Source organism: Bacillus sp. Hm123, assembly GCF_051842975.2.
Taxonomy (GTDB): Bacteria; Bacillota; Bacilli; order Bacillales; family Domibacillaceae; genus Bacillus_CE.
In genome coordinates, this window is record NZ_CM200277.1 from 1,216,556 (window position 1) to 1,234,353 (window position 17,798).

Genomic DNA, 17,798 nt, shown 5'->3' on the forward strand with positions numbered 1-17,798 from the left:
ACTATGTCTTTACCTATCCTGCCTACAATTAGTACATCATTTATCGTGTTAAGCGCGATTTTCGTTGCGATTGGTTGGGCGCAAATCAAACAGAGAAAAATTGAACAGCATAAGAAAACGATGTTAACGGCAGCTGTTTTTGCGCTGATCTTTTTCATTATTTATGTGAGTCGGACAGTTTTTGTGGGGAATACGGCATTTGGAGGGCCGGATGAGATTAAAATATATTATACAGCCTTCTTAATTTTTCACATCATTCTAGCGACAACAGGTGCTGTTTTTGGCATTGTAACCCTTCTTACGGGTTTAAAAAATAATTTAATTAAGCATAAAAAACTAGGACCGATCACTAGTGTCATTTGGTTTTTTACAGCGATTACAGGTGTTGCCGTTTATTGCCTTTTATATGTTTTTTATAAAGGTGGAGAGACAACGTCGGTTATTAAGGCAATATTAGGATTTTAAGCAGGGGGAATACTCCTGCTTTTTCTATTTGTTTAAAAAGAAAAAGCGCTAGGGGTTTTTCCTAGCACTTTTTAAAAATGGAGTTAAATAACGAAGGGAGTAATTTCGTTTTTAATATCTACTAGTAGTTTTTCGCAAGTTTCCACTAGAGATTTCGGGAAGTGTTCATTGTCGCCATACTCTATTCCATGAGGATAATAATGCTTTCCTAATAAAGGAGTCATTAGTTGAACAACAGCTTCTCCACCGTCGATATCACCTTCAGTAGCGAAGCCTAAGACACGTAAATAGTATGTACCTTCTTTTAATTCAAATTTGCGATCAAACGTGACTCTTTCATAATCCCATTGCCCAGCATGAACCAATCCATGTGAGCTTAAAACATACTCTAAGCGGTTAAAATCTAGTTGTAAATTTTCCAAACCAGTATTTTCAAATTTCATAACAGATCCCCTCCTGAGTTTCTTCGCATATACCCTTATACATAGCTTACTTACGCACTTACTTCATTTTAATAATAGTCTAAAAATAAGTTTCTTGCAATGTATTGAAGGGGATGAAAAGGCTCATTTTCCCGCGATTATTTAAAGCTTGTTGAAGGAGAGACTTATGGGCGTGGAAACAGATCACCTTCTGATGTGGTTATTATCTTCTCGTATGCTTCTATTTAGATAAAGTGTTATAATATCAGTATAAAATGGGGATTCTGTTTGTATAGATGAAAGGAAGGGAGGGGTATATCCTGAGGTCAGCAATTAGAATATTAATCGTGATGTCTATCATCTTAATTGTTGGTTTATACACGAATCAAGCGATGGAAGAAAAGAAATTCCTTGAAAATTCAACCAATATCTCTCCTCCAAAGCCAGATTATAGTATAGAAGAAGAGTCGAAAAGTCAATCAGAGCCTGCTCAGGGGGCTAAGAAACCTGAAACAGGAGTCGGAGCGCTTTTAGGAAAAGAAGCTAACGTATTAATTAAGACGTATGGTGAGCCTATCCGAAAAGACTTGTCTGCTTACGGATACGAGTGGTGGATTTATAAAAAAGATCATCAGTATGTTCAATTTGGTGTAGAAGGAAATAAGATCGTAACGGCTTTTGCTACAGGTGAAACAGATGTGGCTCCTTTCAAGATCGGACAACCATCGGCTGAAATTTTTCGCACTAATTTATTGAATACAGAAATTGTTATTAATATGAAAGAAGGAACGTACCGTTTTGAATTGTCGGAGGAGGACTTTAACATTCGTCCACTGATTCCGTTAGGCGATATTTACGCGCAATTATATATTGATAAATTTACTGGAACGCTTTCTAGTGTTCGTTTTTTAACAAAAGATAGTTTGCTTAAACATCGACCATATGAAATGGTCTATCGTGGGGATTTGCCAGTTGTTCCTGAACCACCATCGTCTGCATGGGCGAAGATTCAAGCAGGAAGCGAACAACAAATATTAGACTTAACAAATATGATTCGTGTTCGATTCGATCTCACTCAATTGATGTGGGCGCCAGATGTAGCAGATGTGGCTAGATCACATAGTCAGGAGATGTTTGAAAAGCAATATTTTGCACATGAATCTCCTTCTGCAGGTGATTTAGGTGACCGGTTAACGAAAGCGAATATCGCATTTCAAACAGCGGGTGAAAATATTGCGGCTAATTATATAGACGGACCAGCTGCTGTGGAAGGCTGGCTTAATTCGGAAGATCATCGAGAAGCGCTATTAGAAGAAGAGTACTCGCTTTTAGGAGCGGGCGTTTATCGCAAATATTATACGCAAAATTTCGTCACGAAAAGGTAGCCATTTAGGCTGCCTTTTTATGATGAATTCTTTTTCACTTTTTATCCTCTAGCCCATAAAGTAATAGTAGCAAATTTATTGGGCGAGGGATGCTACATGGGGAAGAATACATTACATCCAGAAGTACAACGATTTAAAAAGTATATGAGTGAGCAACCAAAATTAAAAAGAATGGTAAGGGAAAGAAAGAAAACGTTACAACAATTGTTTGAAGAGTGGTATGAAGTTGGTGAAGTGGTTGATGAAGAAGGACAGGAGAGAGAAACAGAAGTGGCTTCTAGTTGGAGCGAAAAGATAGTGGAGACGATTGCGTCATTGGATGCAAATAAGTGGAATAGTTACGTGGCTGAATGCCAATCGATATTGGAAACGATTCAGTTAATACTTGCTGACTTGGTCGATCAGCGGAAAGGTAAAAGTGATCCACTTTGGCCTTCGAAAAGGAGGGATTTAGATTGAGGCAGGGAGTTATGGAAAAAATCAATAACAATAAAGAGTGGTTAGCTTATTTAAGGAAAGAGCCTATTTGGTATCGACTGTTAAGTAGAAATCCGTACGATTTGGAGAAATTTGAACGGGCGAGCCTTCATTATTATAAAAAAACGTTTCCTCATCAAGTAGAACGAGTCAATGATGGGCTGTTATTAGCTTCAGCTTTATTTTCGATGATGAATTCGCAAATATCCACACCAACTACAAATTCGACAGAGTCACCAAAAAATGATCAATAAAAATACCTCCTTTTGTTCACACTAAAATAAAAAGATGAGGAGTGTAGAACATGAGGGTATGGATTGTAGCGATGGTTTTCATGATGTTAACTGGTTGTAAGCTCAATTTTCCTGAGCCAGAAGCGTTATCAACCGTTCCTGAAGTGAAAGAAGTGGAAGCAGAAGGGACAAAAAATCATAGTTGGACGGTCAGTCATACGTTAAAAGGACAACAGGTATTGGTTGAATGTGTTGTGGAGAATGTTTCGTTTTCAACTGAAGGAAGACAAGGTAAGGTAATCGGGCATGCAGCGGTTTATATAGATGGAGCATTTTACAAAAAATATGATACGGCTGCTTTTATCGTCAAAGGTTTAACTCCAGGTAAACATACAATCGATGTGAAGCTTGTAGATAAGAGCAATCAGCCTCTCGGATACGAGAAAACCTTTCAAGTAACCATTCCGTAAATATTTTTCTTTTGAGAGGAATATGTTAATATAATGGAATGGAGGTGGGCATATTGCTTACAACTACATTAGAAAAGATTCATACAATGGAGCAAGCGGAGCAGCTCGGCCAAATGGTCTTGCTTTCAGATATTGCTGAAAAGTATCGAGTATGCTATTCGCTTTTATATACAATCCCAAAAACACGGGAAAAGATACAAAGGTTCAGTCGCTTAAAAGACCTTTATGAGGAAGTCCAACGTTTCGGTCGTTATCATCCAGACTATAGCCGTGTAATGAAAGAAATTCGAGAGGCAAAGCGTGACATGGATTTAGATGAGAATGTGGCGGCTTTCCGCGTGGCAGAGAAAGAGTTGCAAACATTATTAGATGAAATAAGTGAGCTTTTAGGCCGGTCTGTGTCACAGTCGATTAAAGTGCCTACCGGTAACCCGTTCTTTTCCACAGGCTCTAGCTGTGGTGGAGGCTGTGGAAGCGGTGGAGGCTGCGGCTGTTCAGCATAGATGCGCTCGGATTCAGTGAATCGTAGTTGCTAATACTTTTCCTTCTGTGCTAGACTTAATGAAAAAGTACTTATCTGAGGGAGATTATATGTTTATCGAACGGCAGGCTGTGATTGTTTGGCTTCATCATACGAAGCCCGTTAAATCGTTGCGTAAATATGGAAATGTACACTATGTATCAAAGCGAATGAAGTATGCAGTCGTTTATTGTAACCAAGAAGAGATAGAGAAGGTTATGGAGAAATTGAACTCTCTTTCATTCGTAAAAAAAGTAGAGCCGTCTTTTAAACCATTTTTGAAAACTGAATATGAAAATTCTAAGCCAGATAAAGCGAAAGAATATGATTATAAAATCGGCGTTTAAAAAAAGCAGGAATCTTTCCTGCTTTTTTTAATTTAACGGTGGAATATAGTGATTTAATCTCAAGATTCCAATCAAATATTGATAATACAATGTTTTTTCTGCAAACACGGTAGAAGGCTTCACATCAAATTGAATGATTACTTTATTTAACGATTCAGCAACTTCTTGAAATAAATCAAAGCGCTGACTAGGGGTAGAAACCGGATGAGGAATTCCTTCTCGACAGATATACAGTGGTTGAAAGCTGCCTGGATTTGTCGGCTCTAGCACAACGATAAGTGAAGTGACAGGTCTGTCTTCTATAATCGAATGCAAGGCGAGCATATGGCGCAAACGGTGTTTATTATTTTGAGCGATCTCGATGAGTTCATATAAATCTGAATACCCCTCACCAAGCTCGATAAATCGCTGGATCAAAAGATACCCTCCATTCTTTTAAGAAAATTCCTTATTCATTGTACCGTTCTCTATCATAAAGCTCAACCAAAAAGATCGTTAAATCCTTTTTCTGGTAGGTGATTCGATGACCTTTCACGAAAAAGACAATAAATATGAATAAAAAATAGCTTTTTTAATCAGGAATTTGCTATCTTATAGTTGTGAATATATGACTAGTTAGGGTGAAATGGATATGGTGAAAAAATCCTTGTTATTTAGTTTACTTTTAATGATTATTTCCGGGGGAATAATATTTTTACAATGGAATGGATATAAAGGAAGTTCTAAAGTGCTTGATGACAATGAGCTTGAACAAGAAATTCAAATCGTTTATTCAGAGAAAGGGTTTGCTATTCAACAAACCTTTCATCATTTACAAATCGATAAGCCGCAAACGCTTATTTTTCCTATTGATGCTAAAGAGATGCGCTGCGAGACGAAGGAAGGGGAATGCTCTTTAAACGGACTAAGTGCCTTAATCACTCCGAAAGATCACACATTTACCGTTTCATATACGTTACATTCGCCTCCTGCTAAGTCTTCGATGTTATTGACGAATTGGTTTGTGAAAGTGAAGGAAGCAGAAATTGAAAAAACATCTATTTACTTAACAGATAAGAAATTGAGAACAGGTAACTGGTATTCAGGGTTGAAAGATACAGGCGGACAAAAAAAGAATCTGATCAACTATTATGAGTTTCAAGGAAATGGAGGAGCGGATGCACTTTATTGGCAATCAAGTCCGTTAGTTAAAGTGAAAGCAGGAGTAAATGTAGCTTTATATATGCCATCTGAAATAAAAGCTCCTATGGATTCATTAAAAAACTTAGCCATTCCTAAGCGAAAAACCATCATTGTAACGAATCAGCATCCGGCTTATTCATCTGATCATTTTCATATTTTAAACAATAGTAAGCAGTTGGCAGAGCTCATTAACACGATCCAATTAAACGATATGAAAAATAAGTATCGTTTTAAGGAATCGGAGGAGTGGTTGGCGGAAGTAATGATCTCCCTTGAACTGAACCATGCCTTTGGTTCTCAAAAATCACAAAAAATGTATCAGTCTTTGCAACAGCAATTAACACCTGAAGAACAAGCAGCATACAAAGCTGAGATTTTGCAGATGAAGGACGAGGCGATGACAGCAGAGCAATTAGATCGAATGTTGTCTAGGGTGAAAGGGCTAGAAACGCATTTCTTTCAGGAAAACCATAAGGCGAAGGATGTAACTAAGTCGTTAGTTTTTAAAGATACTCGTTCTGTCATAGTGAATGGAAAGGTAATGACATTTAAAGCGATTAATCAAAAAGGAGCCTTGTTATTTCCGTTTCAGCCGACATTACGTCAACTTGGATTTGATGTGAAGGTACTTTCTAATGGTCGGTCGTTACTTGTTAACAAAGGTGCAGATACGTATCGTTTTGATCTTGATCACCATCGTTTTATTGTGAATGAGGAGGATTATGGACTATATGAGAATGCGCTAGTTACTTATAACGGTGAACTATACATTGAAGATAGTTGGCTTCAAAAAATATTTTTAGTTGCTGTTAGTGAACAAAATGATCAAATTCTCATTGATTTGCTTGATTTGTAAAAAAACAAAAAACCTGCTGAGAACATTCAGCAGGTTCCTTCTATTGTCAACAGTTAGACAGAAGGAAAAGGGAGAGGAGAAACCGGAGAAAAGGCATATGGGGAATTATGCTTTCTCCGTGATCGACAACATCCCGAGTGATGTTGTTGTTAATAGTATGACCCGCTTTCCGTTTTTTAAACTAGTAATGAAAGAAATTAGTCAAATACGAAGAAATGGAAATCATCTAGATTCAGTCATAGAATTGTGTTAACATGGATGAGAAAATCTTTATGAATGGTGAATGAATGATGAGAGTTATTTCAGGTGAGCAAAAAGGAATCCCATTAAAGGCCGTGCCGGGTCGAGATACGAGACCAACAACGGATAAAGTAAAGGAAGCCATATTTAATATGATTGGTCCTTATTTTTCTGGTGGACTCGGGCTTGATTTGTTTGCTGGTAGTGGCGGATTGGGGATCGAAGCATTAAGTAGAGGTTTTCAGAGCATGATCTTTGTCGATCGTGACATGAAAGCGGTTCAAACGGTGAAGGGGAATGTAGAGAAGTGCGGCTATGCTGATTGTTGTGAAGTGTATCGAAATGATGCCGAGAGAGCGCTTAAAGCGATTACGAAACGAGAACTTGTTTTTGATGGAATCTTTTTAGATCCGCCATACAAAAAACAGCAACTAGAGAAGCTTCTGAAATGGATTGAAGAGAAAAGGTTGTTAAATGCTGGTGGGTTTATCGTTTGTGAGCACGGCTCTGATATTTTTTTGCCGGAGATGATCGGGCAATTGCAACAAGTAAAAATAGAGACATATGGTATCATTCGTGTGTCAATTTTTGAATGGTCAGATAAATAAGGGGGAGCGTTAATGGCAAGTATTGCAGTATGTCCGGGAAGTTTTGACCCAATTACAAATGGACACTTAGATATTATTCAAAGGGGAGCGAAAATTTTTGATAAGATTTACGTGGTCATTTTAAGTAATTCTTCTAAAGCGCCACTTTTTTCAGTGGACGAAAGGTTAGAACTCATTAAGACAGTTACAAAGCATTTGCCGAATGTAGAAGTGGATCACTTCAACGATTTGTTGGTAGAGTACGCAAAAAGCGTAAATGCCAATGCTATTTTGCGCGGTTTGCGAGCTGTATCAGATTTTGAATACGAAATGCAAATTACTTCCATGAACAGAGTGCTAGATAATCATGTGGAAACTTTTTTCATGATGACCAATAGTCAATATTCCTTCTTAAGTTCAAGCATCGTCAAGGAAGTAGCTAAGTACAATGCTAATATCTCAGACCTAGTTCCAAAAGAAGTGGAAATCGCGTTAAAAAAGAAATATCAACATACTTAACATAAACACCTAGTTTCTCTAGTCGATCGCCGAGAAACTAGGTGTTTTTTTATTGTTTTTTTGTACGTATGTACAAAATCGTATACGTTGTTAACATCATAATCGTAATTAGCGGCCCGTATTGTTTGAGTAAAATGATCATGTCGTTCACAGGTGACTGCTGGAGGTTCATGACAGGTAGAGAATGAAGAGTTCCGCTGTTTTTAACTGAACGTTCATAAACAGGCTGCCAAAGAATGAAGGCGATAAAAGCAGAGTATAAGCCGTGAAGAATTCTAGCAAAAAAGAATGGACGAAAACGAATATCTGATTCCGCTAAAATACTTGCCACTTGTGCTTGCACGCTTAACCCGCTAAAGGCCAAGATAAAGCTTGTGACAATACTTTGTTGTAAAAGGGTACTATCTTGAACTTGGCTAATCATTTGACTTCCAAGTGTAATTTCAAATATACCAGCAACAAAAGGAATGGTGAGCTCAGAAGATAGCTGAAGCCATCGGAAGACTTCCGATATTCCAGCAGCTAATAAAGAAGTAATATGCAAATGAAACAATAGCTTGTTAATGACAGAAAACAGAATAATAAATCCGCCAATCATGAGCAATGTTTGAACAGAAGAAAGAACAGAGTCCCCCATTAATTGCCCGATCGGCCGCTGATCCTTTAGGCGAGCTTGATGCATAGCAGAAAAGGCGTTGTAGAAAGAGAAGGGGCTAGTATCCCCTGCTTTTTTCTTTTCGTTCCCTCCGTAGAATCGCATCGTCAATCCGACAAGGAAGTTTCCTAAATAATGAGCACTGGCAAGCAAAATACCTAAATGAGCGTTGTAAAAAAAGCCAATAGACACCGCTCCGAAAATAAATAAAGGGTTAGAAGAGTTCGTAAAGCAAACGAGCCGTTCAGCTTCTAGTTGAGTTAGTTCTCCGTTTAGTCTTAAGCGTGTGGCCAGCTTAGCTCCTGAAGGAAAACCAGAAGCCATGGCCATTGCCCAGACAAATCCACCTGCTCCTGGCACTTTAAACAGCGGACGCATCAGCGGTTCAAGCAACACGCCAATAAAGCTGACAACTCCAAGTCCAATCATCATTTCTGATAAAATAAAAAAAGGAAGTAACGAGGGGAAAACGATTTCCCACCACATATTTAATCCTCTAATTGATGCTTCGAAGGAGACCTTTGGGAATAGGATTAACGAGAAAGCAAACAGACTAATGAAAAATGCTAAAAGCAGGGTTTTTATTTTGGAAGCGGTCAACCTTCATTCCCTCCTATCCTGTACATAGACAGCTCCACTCTGGGATTCACGATATAATTCAGGTACAATATGATTAATTCAAAACCATTTATACACTTGTCCTGTTTTTTTCAATATACTCATATCATTTAGAAATAGACCATAGCTTATTAGGAAATCCTGAGATGGAGGGGAAAAATTTGCAACAACCAAAAATCGGAGTAGCTCTTGGCTCAGGGGGAGCTAGAGGGTTTGCCCATATCGGCGTTTTGAAAGCATTAACAGAGGAGAATATTTCAGTTGATATGATCGCAGGCAGCAGCATGGGGTCGCTTGTCGCGAGTTTATATGCAGCAGGGCAAGATATGGAGCAGCTATACAAACTATCGAAAGCGTTTAAAAGAAAATACTTTCTTGATTTTATCTTTCCAAAAACGGGGTTCATTGCTGGAAAGAAAATAAAAAGCTTTATTCAAGTATTGACTCATGGGAAAAATATTGAGAATTTAAATATTCCTGTGGCCATTGTCGCAACAGATATTCGAATGGCGGAGAAGGTCGTGTTTAAGGAGGGGGCTGTAGCAGATGCTGTTCGAGCTAGCATTGCGATTCCTGGGATCTTTGTTCCTGAAAAAATAAATGGACGCCTGCTTGTTGACGGCGGTGTGATTGATCGCGTACCAGTTTCCGTTGTGAAAGAGATGGGGGCAGACATCGTGATTGGAGTAGATGTCTCTTCTGTCAAAAAAAATGCTGAGATCCAAACCATTTTTGATGTGATTATGCAAAGCATTGATATTTTACAATTGGAAATTATTGAAAGTAGGCAAATTGCTTCGAATGTGATGATTCGTCCACCTGTAGAAATGTATAGTTCGAAAGCGTTTACGAATATTCAAGATATTATTGCCGCAGGAGAGCAAGAAGCAAAAAAGAGAATGCCTGATATTATCGAACAGATTGAGAAGTGGAAGGAGTTGCATCATGAACAATAAACGAACTTCAGTGACCTTTTTTTTGTTATTAATTATTATTGCGATTTCCTTCATTGAGCTTCCCTATTATGTCATGAAACCTGGGGATGCTCATGAGCTGGCGCCAATTGTGAAAGTAACGGGAGGCAACGAAGCGGAAGGTGCGCTCATGTTGACGACAATTAAAATGGGAGAGGCGACACCGATCTCTTATGCGCTGGCTCAATGGCTTGATTATGAAGAAATAGTTCCCATCGACAATGTCCGTAGTCCTCACGAATCAGATCAAGAATATAATATTAGACAAACGTATTTAATGGATAGCTCTCAACAGCAGGCAATTCAAGTTGCTTTTGATGCGGCGAACAAGCCTTATAAATACATTTATGAAGGAATTTATGTGTTGAGTGTTTTTCCGGGAATGCCAGCAGAAGGAATCGTTCAGGCGGGGGATAGGATTGTAGCTGTTGATGGAAAGAAGCTCGAATCATCTAAGCAGTTTACCGATTATGTGCAAGCTAAACAGTCAGGTGAGGCAGTAACGATCCAATTTGTGAGTGACGGGAAAGAAAAAAAGAAAAAGATTGCATTAAAAAACTTTGCCAATAACAGCAACAAAGCAGGTATTGGGATTAGTTTAACGGATCAAAAAAAATTAATTAGCACACCGGAAGTACAATTGAAAACAGAATCAATAGGTGGGCCTTCAGCCGGTTTAATGTTTAGTTTAGAAATTTATAATCAATTGACCGAGCAAGATATTACGAAAGGTAGAAAAATTGCTGGTACAGGCACGATTGACTCAGATGGGAACGTCGGTCGTATTGGTGGAATTGAACAAAAAGTAGTGGCTGCTGATCGTGCGGGAGCGGAGATGTTTTTTGCACCAAATGATGAAATCACAGCGGAATTAAAAAGAAACATTCCCGACATTAGGCCTAATTACGATGAAGCTGTTGAAATGGCGAAGGAAATAGGAACAGATATGAAAATTATTCCTGTGAAAACCTTTCGCGATGCCTTAGACTACTTGATAGCTAGTTAAAATCAATGAGCTGACCTTTATGAAAAAAGTGTCAGCTCATTTTTTTATGGCAGCAAAATAGGAGGCTGGGTAAATTCGCTATTTAAGAGATGAGGCGTTTGCACACCTTGCATATATACATCAGATGCTTTTATATCTAAAGCGAGTAACTTTTTATGAGAAGCCGCCCGAGCAATAAGAGGGAGTGAGAGTTCTTTTTTGACGCTTTTCATATACTCACGTCCCCGTCCATTCATTCCTAATAGGCGAATATAACGGACAGATGCCATCGCTTCTTTCATTTCTTCTTTCGTTGTGTTCGTAAGGATGTGGACGAGCATTCGTTGAATTCGTGTCCAAGTGTAGCGTTTTGTTTTAACTTGTTCCATAAAATCGATAAAGCTAGTTGCATGGCGAGCGGTTTCTTTTAAACGGAATTCGATCCCTTCTGTTATTTCATAAATCGATTGTAGCTCCTCGATAGAAGCGGATAGCAGCCGATATTTTAATAACGGCCAGTACATGTTCCAGCTGTGGAAGATATGATGTTCATGATGATATTGTGTCAGTTCCATCAATGTACTTTCAGGGACAAATTTCTTAATCGCTGATACATGTTTAGAATCTGCTATTTCTTTACGTATGCCTGTCGCACTGGCGATGCTGTCAAATGCTAAGCTTTCATCGTGGTAGCCAGCTTGCTGGCGTTTAATCGTAAGCGGCTGCATTGGATCTGTCAATCGATCATTCGCTTGTACATAATGATAACCTAAAATATTGTTAGGCATCGATAAATCAAGTGGTAGAGAATCGTGAAATAGTTGTTCTCTTGCTAACGTCTGTGCTTTCGGAAAGCTATACCCTTCCTTCATATAGGAATGAATCAATGGATTTAAAGCTGGAGACGCCGACTTGATCATTTCTAAAGTATCTAGAAAAGGCTCAACTTGCCCATTTTCACTACCGAAGCAAAAGGAATCACAAGCTAATTCCTTTAAAATCGAAATGGCTCCAAAAGAAAAAATTTCAGCTTTTTGCGTCGAGAAGGCATAAGGTAATTCAACAACGAGGTCAACCCCATTTTGAAGTGCCATTCGGGTGCGCGTCCATTTATGGATGAGGGCGGGCTCTCCTCGCTGCAAAAAATGTCCGCTCATCACAGCGATCACGACATCAGCGTTGGCTGCTTCTCGTGCTTTTTGAGCATGATATAAGTGGCCGTTATGAAAAGGATTATACTCAACAACAATACCAACTGTTTTCATTTAATCGTTCCTCTGTTATAGTTATTTAATATTGATAATGTTATTATTGTCATTTACTGTGTTTTAGTTGTCAATAGCTCAGCTTTTCGTGTCTAGCTCCAGGCGCTATCGGCTCGAGGTCAAAAGCCAATCCGTCCAAAAGGTTAAAGAGCAACCTTTCAGCCGACTTGTCTTTTGCTTGTCGCCGATGGACAAGCGCCTTCCGCTTTTCGGTGTTGTCTAGCTCCAGCGGACAGACTCTCGGACATAAGCCGTCCCATCTGTGTGGCAAAGAGCGCCACTTTGACGGTTCGTCTGATGTCGTCGAGTCTAAACATCCGCTTTCGCTTTTCGGTGTGTAAAGAAAATATATTGACAAACGTTTTTGTGAAAGCTATAATTACTTTTGTTGCCTTGAGGTGATAGTGATGAAATGGTCGATTATTCAATTACAAAAGTTTCGTGATAAAGGTTTGACTCTTGATGAGCTTGTAGATATGAGCGTTTTGAAGAGTCGAGATCCTCAAATTCGAAATGTAGCTCCTGTTCATGTAACAGGGCGTGCGGACATCAGTCCAGAGAAAGTTACATTTCATTTGCGAGTGAAAGGTCAAATGATTTTACCTTGTTCGCGAACACTTGTTGATGTGCAATACCCGTTTGATTTTCAAATGACTGAAACATTTTTATTGAAGCCATCTTTGTTCAGTGAATATGGGGATGAAGATGAGATTCATAAGGTGCAAGGAGATGTGATTGACCTAGCACCAACTTTGGAAGAAGCGATTCTTTTGGAAGTACCAATGCAAGTGTTGAGCGAAGATGCTGATCAGCATGTGATTCCATCAGGGAAAGGCTGGGAGTATCATAGCGAAGAGGAGCTTCCGAAAGAAGAAAAAAAGGTCGATCCGCGATTAGCAGGTCTGGCTGACTTTTTCAAATCAAATGAGGAATGAAAATTGAGAAGTACCAGCTAATTCTGGCTTCATATACTTACAATCTCTTTTAAGGAGGTGGAAATAATGGCAGTACCTTTTAGAAGAACTTCTACGACTAAAAAGAACAAACGCCGTACGCATTTCAAATTACAAGTACCTGGTATGGTAGCATGCCCGAACTGTGGTGAAATGAAATTGGCTCACCGTGTTTGTAAAGAGTGCGGAACATATAAAGGAAAAGAAGTTGTAAGCAAATAATTTTGTTTACTTATTCGATCCTAATAAAAAAACGTGAAGAGACCATGGCTCTTCACGTTTTTTTATTGAAGACTTTACTAGATGGAGGCTACAATGGGTGAAAGGGGAGGGAAAGTGGATGGATTTTCAAATGAAACGATTACATAATGGCATTTTAGAATTTACAATCACACGACCAGAAAAAAGAAACGCTGTCAATTTCGAAGTGATGGAAGGGTTAGATCGAGCGATTGAACGTGCGAAAGAGCCGGATGTGCGAGCGTTAGTCATTACAGGCGAAGGAGAGCAAGCCTTTTGTTCAGGTGGAGATTTATCGGTTTTTCATGCGCTACGAACAGAAGAGGAAGCATACCGCATGCTTTCAAAAATGGGCAAAATCTTGTATAAACTAACGATTTTACCAAAGCCGACGATTGCGTTAATTAATGGGACAGCGGTCGGTGGAGGCTGTGAAATTGCGACTGCTTGTGATTTCCGAATTGCTAAGGCAGGAGCGAAAATGGGCTTTATTCAAGGAAGTTTAGCGATTACAACCGGTTGGGGTGGAGGGACGTTACTGTTTGAACGAATCGCTCCTTATCATGCCTTAAAACTATTATCGGAAGCAGCTATTTATCGGGCCGAGCAATTAGCCGATATTGGCTTCATTCATCGAGTGGTTGATAAAGTCAATGAGGAAGTTGTTGAGCGTTTTTGCAGAATGAATCTACTATTCATAGCTCGGTATTATCTGCCTATAAGCAAATACAAATTCGGAAATGGGCATCTAGTGACCTATCGGAGAGAATCGAACAAGAAATTAGGCAATGTGCGATTCTTTGGGAGGCAGAAGCTCATCATGAGGCTGTCGCTAGCTTTTTAAACAAGAAATAAAAAATTGGACCATAATGGATGAGTATCCGATATGGTCCAATAACGATTTAACTAATTTTTTGTGTGATGATAGAGTTTGGGTCCCAAAGTAAACGGGAACTAGTCTCTGATAAGGGTACAAAGTTCATTTTTTGCCAGAAGCTATTGGATTTCACACGTGCCTTAGTTAAAATCGGCAAATTAAAGGATTTAGCAAAGTCGACAAGCTGTAAGCCGAGGCCTTTATGCTGAAATTGAGGTAGTACCTCTAGTTTCCAAATTTCAAGGTATCTGTCTGAAATATCTTTCAGTAAGTTTTCTCGATCTTGCTTCACATATAAACACATGCGAGCAACAAGCTTATCTCCGTAGTAAATACCGTAAAATGGGGAGGTTGCATTATCCTCGACCATAGTGATTTGAATCTCTTCTAACATGGATAGTTCTTCTAATCCATACTCTTTAAAGCTTTTAAATTCTTCTATCGTTTTGAAATTTACTTTTAAATTTTTAACTGATAATTGCATGTTATTTCCTCCTATAAGTATTGAGAATTGCATAATCAATTTTATATTTTTATTATATAATATAAATTCAGATAAATGAATAGGCTTCTTGATAACGCTTTCATTTTTTGTGGAATTACTAAAAGAAACGATCATTCTATTGTGAAAGAGGTAAAAAGTTGTGGGAATTGGAATCATTGGAGGCGGCGCTATAGGCCTTTTGTTCGCCACGCAAATGACAGAAATGGATTCAACGATCGTATTTACTAAAACGGTTGAACAAGCAAGGACGCTCTCTGAACAAGGGATTACACGTATCGAAGACGAACAAACAGTCACCCGTTATGTTCAAGCAGATATAACAGAACATATGAGGGATTATCAGCTCGATCTTTTATTTATTGCTGTGAAACAATATCAATTGCCAAACATTCTTCCTTATCTCCAGCAAATAAGCGATGATGTCCCATTTGTGTTTTTGCAAAATGGGATGGGACATTTACAAGAATTAGATCGTTTGACTCATAAGCATCTGTATGTGGCAACCGTCGAGCATGGAGTGCTTCGTACAGACATGACGATGATTGGCGTGAGAGGACGAAATCGAACAAATATTTCTGTTTATCGAGGGGAAGAGCAAAAGTTATCTCCGTTTTTGAAGTTGTTTGAGGAAACGTTTCCGTTCGTGTGGAGAGAGAACCCAAGAACGATGCTACTTGAGAAGTTGGCGGCGAATGTCGTAATTAACCCATTAACAGCGGTATTAAAGGTCACTAATGGAGAGTTGATGACCAACTCCGCTTTTTTGAAACTGGCTCAAACTATATTTATTGAATTTTTAGCGGTATTTCAAAATGATGTCCAAGAAACACTGTGGACGAACATTGAGCAAATTTGTTTAAAGACCGCCAATAATCGCTCCTCGATGTTAAGTGATTTAGAAAAAGGGCAACAGACGGAAGTAGAAGCGATTGTAGGCTATGTGTTGAACGAAGCAGCGAAGAAAGAAGTAGATGTTCCATTGCTACAAACCCTTTATTGGATGATCAAAGGGTTAGAGAAAAAATCATTCAATTGAGTCGCAATATTTCTTCTTATTTTCAATAGATGGTATACTCAAACAAGTAAAAATGTATGTAGAAAGGAAGTTCATATATATGGAACTGGATCGGATTTCCCTTCCGGCGATTAATCAATTTGCTTCTCTTTACTTAAAGCAAGAAGCGCCTGTAACGGACTTTTTTCATTATCAATTAACGGAAGAAGATGTGTATCAACAGCGAGTAGCTGACTTAAATAACAGAAGCTTTATGAGGGACTCTCTCGTAGATTGTATTGAGAGTTATATGGGAACATTACCAAAGTCTGAAATGGTCGCGACCTCCCTTCGAAAATTAAAGGATGAACGGTCGACTGTAGTGATCGGTGGACAGCAAGCGGGCTTATTAACGGGGCCGCTGTATACTATTCACAAAGTTATTTCGATTATCAAATTAGCAGAGCAAAAAGAAAAGGAACTCGGTATTCCTGTTGTTCCTGTTTTTTGGATTGCTGGGGAAGACCATGACTTTTTAGAAGTGAATCATGTTTATGTTAAATCTGATGAAATGATGGAGAAAAAAACGTATCCAGAAAAAATGTTAGAAAAGCGAATGATATCTGATATTGAATTTGATCATCAGCAAATGAAGCATTGGGTGGAAAAGTTATTCGCTAATATGGAAGAGACGGAACATACGAACCAGCTGTTACGTTTCGTCCATGAAGCGATCGATCGCTCTGTGACGATTACCGACTTTTTCACGAGTTTGATTCATTCCTTATTCAGTCAATATGGACTACTTTTGGTTGACGCAGCTCATCCTTCATTAAGGCGATTAGAGTCATCGTTTTTCAAACAGATGATTGAGCGGACGGAAGAAATTACGGCGAGCGTGCAAGAAGCGCAACAAACCGTGACAACTCATTCGTTTAAGCAAATGATCGAGTTATCTCCTCAAGCAGCCAATCTGTTTATTTATGAAAATAATGAACGACTGTTGCTAGAATATGATCGAGCTAGAGAGTTATTCATCAGGAAAAGTGGAGGTATTCAATATTCTAGAGAAGAACTGCTTCACTTATTGGAGTGTCATCCAGAAAAATTCAGCAATAATGTAGTGACGCGGCCATTGATGCAGGAATGGTTATTTCCTACGCTTGCTTTTATTGCTGGTCCGGGTGAAATTGCTTATTGGGCGGAGTTAAAGAATGTCTTTGAATTATTTGAGATGAAAATGCCGCCGATTGAAGCTCGTTTAAACATGACTTTAATTGAACGAAACATTGTGAGCGACTTACAGGAGTTAAACATTTCGCTAGATTCTGCTTTAATTCATGGAGTAGAAAAGGAACAAGAGCTGTTTTGGCAGTCGGTTAGAGATGATCATTTTCATGAGTTGATTGCGTCCGTTCAAACCTCTTTAATGGAACACTATGATATGTTTGAGGAAAGAGCAAAGCGATTGCATAAAGGGACACTACCGATTATCGAAAAGAATCGTCAGTTTCATTTGCAACAGCTGCAATTTTTAGAGAAAAAAACAGATGATATGTTGAAACGTCAGCATGAGGATGTACTAAGTAAATATGTTCGTGTGCAGCAGGCATTAAAGCCTGGAGGAGCCCCTCAAGAGCGGATATGGAATGTTTTCTACTTTTTAAATAAATATGGTCTTGATGTTGTTGATGAACTAATGAAACTGGACTATGTATTTAATGGGGAACATCAAGTGGTGAAAATTTAACATGTGAACCAGATCTTTTCGTAAATAGTGAGAGATCTGGTTTTTTATTATGTTTGGAAATTGAATAAATTGTAAGATTCACCCGTAAAAAGAACGGTTTTTGTGAATGAAGGCGATGTGATTACTGGCTAATTCAGAGAATATGGTGAGGGAAAGTGGTTTATGAGCGAATTTAGCGAAAGAAAGAGATGAAAAGTTTTGTTTAAAAGCAGGGATTTAATGGTTTGGGCAGAAATCAAAAATAGTGGAGAAAAGCGGGTGGTTGTGGTAGAGTTAGGG

21 protein-coding genes and 1 pseudogene are annotated in these 17,798 nt (G+C 38.7%); 17 read left to right on the forward strand and 5 right to left on the reverse strand.

From position 1 onward, the window contains the following. Positions 1-3: 3 nt before the first annotated feature. Positions 4-465: a DUF420 domain-containing protein gene (locus ACSVDJ_RS06360; protein WP_439169360.1), complete on the forward strand. Its 462-nt coding sequence runs from the start codon at positions 4-6 to the stop codon at positions 463-465. An 83-nt stretch (positions 466-548) separates the two neighbouring features. Here ACSVDJ_RS06360 and ACSVDJ_RS06365 read toward each other — a convergent pair whose 3' ends face one another. After that, complete coding sequence (locus ACSVDJ_RS06365) at positions 549-908, reverse strand: YugN family protein (protein WP_439169359.1); 360 nt, start codon at positions 906-908, stop codon at positions 549-551. Between the two features lie 329 nt (positions 909-1,237). Here ACSVDJ_RS06365 and ACSVDJ_RS06370 point away from each other — a divergent pair, with 329 nt between their 5' ends. The 6 genes from ACSVDJ_RS06370 to ACSVDJ_RS06395 all read left to right on the forward strand — a co-directional run bounded on the left by ACSVDJ_RS06370 (position 1,238) and on the right by ACSVDJ_RS06395 (position 4,319). Then, entirely contained in the window at positions 1,238-2,272 is a 1,035-nt protein-coding gene (locus ACSVDJ_RS06370) for a CAP domain-containing protein (protein ID WP_439169358.1), read from the forward strand. A 96-nt stretch (positions 2,273-2,368) separates the two neighbouring features. Continuing rightward, positions 2,369-2,731 carry a spore coat protein YlbD gene (gene ylbD, locus ACSVDJ_RS06375; protein WP_439169357.1) on the forward strand — a complete coding sequence of 121 codons (363 nt, stop codon included), beginning with the start codon at positions 2,369-2,371 and terminating at the stop codon, positions 2,729-2,731. An 11-nt stretch (positions 2,732-2,742) separates the two neighbouring features. Beyond that, positions 2,743-3,003: a YlbE-like family protein gene (locus tag ACSVDJ_RS06380; RefSeq protein WP_518620270.1), complete on the forward strand. Its 261-nt coding sequence runs from the start codon at positions 2,743-2,745 to the stop codon at positions 3,001-3,003. Between the two features lie 50 nt (positions 3,004-3,053). After that, entirely contained in the window at positions 3,054-3,452 is a 399-nt protein-coding gene (locus ACSVDJ_RS06385) for a hypothetical protein (protein ID WP_439169354.1), read from the forward strand. 38 nt (positions 3,453-3,490) lie between these two features. After that, entirely contained in the window at positions 3,491-3,955 is a 465-nt protein-coding gene (locus ACSVDJ_RS06390) for a YlbF/YmcA family competence regulator (RefSeq protein ID WP_439169353.1), read from the forward strand. A gap of 88 nt (positions 3,956-4,043) precedes the next feature. Beyond that, the gene (locus tag ACSVDJ_RS06395) at positions 4,044-4,319 is read left to right on the forward strand and encodes a YlbG family protein (RefSeq protein ID WP_203362205.1); all 276 of its coding nucleotides are present in this window, start codon (positions 4,044-4,046) and stop codon (positions 4,317-4,319) included. A gap of 27 nt (positions 4,320-4,346) precedes the next feature. Here ACSVDJ_RS06395 and ACSVDJ_RS06400 read toward each other — a convergent pair whose 3' ends face one another. Next, on the reverse strand, positions 4,347-4,736 hold the full coding sequence (locus ACSVDJ_RS06400; RefSeq protein ID WP_439169352.1) for a DUF7147 family protein: 390 nt from the start codon (positions 4,734-4,736) through the stop codon (positions 4,347-4,349). 214 nt (positions 4,737-4,950) lie between these two features. Between ACSVDJ_RS06400 and ACSVDJ_RS06405 the strand changes: the two genes are divergently transcribed. The 3 genes from ACSVDJ_RS06405 to coaD all read left to right on the forward strand — a co-directional run bounded on the left by ACSVDJ_RS06405 (position 4,951) and on the right by coaD (position 7,703). Next, positions 4,951-6,357: a stalk domain-containing protein gene (locus tag ACSVDJ_RS06405; RefSeq protein WP_439169351.1), complete on the forward strand. Its 1,407-nt coding sequence runs from the start codon at positions 4,951-4,953 to the stop codon at positions 6,355-6,357. Between the two features lie 290 nt (positions 6,358-6,647). Continuing rightward, positions 6,648-7,205, forward strand: coding sequence for a 16S rRNA (guanine(966)-N(2))-methyltransferase RsmD (gene rsmD, locus ACSVDJ_RS06410; RefSeq protein WP_439169743.1), 558 nt, complete (start codon positions 6,648-6,650; stop codon positions 7,203-7,205). Between the two features lie 12 nt (positions 7,206-7,217). Then, the gene (gene coaD / locus ACSVDJ_RS06415) at positions 7,218-7,703 is read left to right on the forward strand and encodes a pantetheine-phosphate adenylyltransferase (protein WP_439169350.1); all 486 of its coding nucleotides are present in this window, start codon (positions 7,218-7,220) and stop codon (positions 7,701-7,703) included. 49 nt (positions 7,704-7,752) lie between these two features. Here the strand turns inward: coaD and spoVV are convergent, their stop codons facing one another. Further along, positions 7,753-8,958, reverse strand: a complete 1,206-nt coding sequence (gene spoVV / locus ACSVDJ_RS06420) for a dipicolinic acid transporter SpoVV (protein ID WP_439169349.1) — start codon at positions 8,956-8,958, stop codon at positions 7,753-7,755. Between the two features lie 179 nt (positions 8,959-9,137). On the opposite strand from spoVV, the gene ACSVDJ_RS06425 reads away from it, so the two are divergent. Both ACSVDJ_RS06425 and ACSVDJ_RS06430 read left to right on the forward strand, forming a co-directional pair. Further along, complete coding sequence (locus tag ACSVDJ_RS06425) at positions 9,138-9,932, forward strand: patatin-like phospholipase family protein (protein WP_439169348.1); 795 nt, start codon at positions 9,138-9,140, stop codon at positions 9,930-9,932. Further along, the gene (locus ACSVDJ_RS06430; protein ID WP_439169347.1) at positions 9,922-10,956 is read left to right on the forward strand and encodes a SepM family pheromone-processing serine protease; all 1,035 of its coding nucleotides are present in this window, start codon (positions 9,922-9,924) and stop codon (positions 10,954-10,956) included. The genes ACSVDJ_RS06425 and ACSVDJ_RS06430 overlap by 11 nt, the downstream gene beginning before the upstream one ends. A gap of 44 nt (positions 10,957-11,000) precedes the next feature. Here ACSVDJ_RS06430 and ACSVDJ_RS06435 read toward each other — a convergent pair whose 3' ends face one another. Further along, positions 11,001-12,200 carry a nucleotidyltransferase gene (locus ACSVDJ_RS06435; protein ID WP_439169346.1) on the reverse strand — a complete coding sequence of 400 codons (1,200 nt, stop codon included), beginning with the start codon at positions 12,198-12,200 and terminating at the stop codon, positions 11,001-11,003. A 407-nt stretch (positions 12,201-12,607) separates the two neighbouring features. Between ACSVDJ_RS06435 and ACSVDJ_RS06440 the strand changes: the two genes are divergently transcribed. The 3 genes and pseudogenes from ACSVDJ_RS06440 to ACSVDJ_RS06450 all read left to right on the forward strand — a co-directional run bounded on the left by ACSVDJ_RS06440 (position 12,608) and on the right by ACSVDJ_RS06450 (position 14,248). After that, entirely contained in the window at positions 12,608-13,135 is a 528-nt protein-coding gene (locus ACSVDJ_RS06440) for a YceD family protein (protein WP_439169345.1), read from the forward strand. A gap of 66 nt (positions 13,136-13,201) precedes the next feature. Further along, complete coding sequence (gene rpmF / locus ACSVDJ_RS06445) at positions 13,202-13,375, forward strand: 50S ribosomal protein L32 (RefSeq protein WP_094834941.1); 174 nt, start codon at positions 13,202-13,204, stop codon at positions 13,373-13,375. Positions 13,376-13,493: 118 nt separating this feature from the next. After that, a pseudogene (locus ACSVDJ_RS06450) lies at positions 13,494-14,248 on the forward strand (enoyl-CoA hydratase/isomerase family protein). A gap of 47 nt (positions 14,249-14,295) precedes the next feature. Here the strand turns inward: ACSVDJ_RS06450 and ACSVDJ_RS06455 are convergent. Then, positions 14,296-14,754 (reverse strand): N-acetyltransferase, encoded by a 459-nt coding sequence (locus tag ACSVDJ_RS06455; protein ID WP_439169344.1) that lies wholly within the window; start codon positions 14,752-14,754, stop codon positions 14,296-14,298. 160 nt (positions 14,755-14,914) lie between these two features. Here ACSVDJ_RS06455 and ACSVDJ_RS06460 point away from each other — a divergent pair, with 160 nt between their 5' ends. Continuing rightward, positions 14,915-15,811, forward strand: a complete 897-nt coding sequence (locus ACSVDJ_RS06460) for a 2-dehydropantoate 2-reductase (protein WP_439169343.1) — start codon at positions 14,915-14,917, stop codon at positions 15,809-15,811. Between the two features lie 79 nt (positions 15,812-15,890). Beyond that, complete coding sequence (gene bshC / locus ACSVDJ_RS06465) at positions 15,891-17,519, forward strand: bacillithiol biosynthesis cysteine-adding enzyme BshC (RefSeq protein ID WP_439169342.1); 1,629 nt, start codon at positions 15,891-15,893, stop codon at positions 17,517-17,519. The last annotated feature ends 279 nt before the right edge of the window (positions 17,520-17,798 follow it).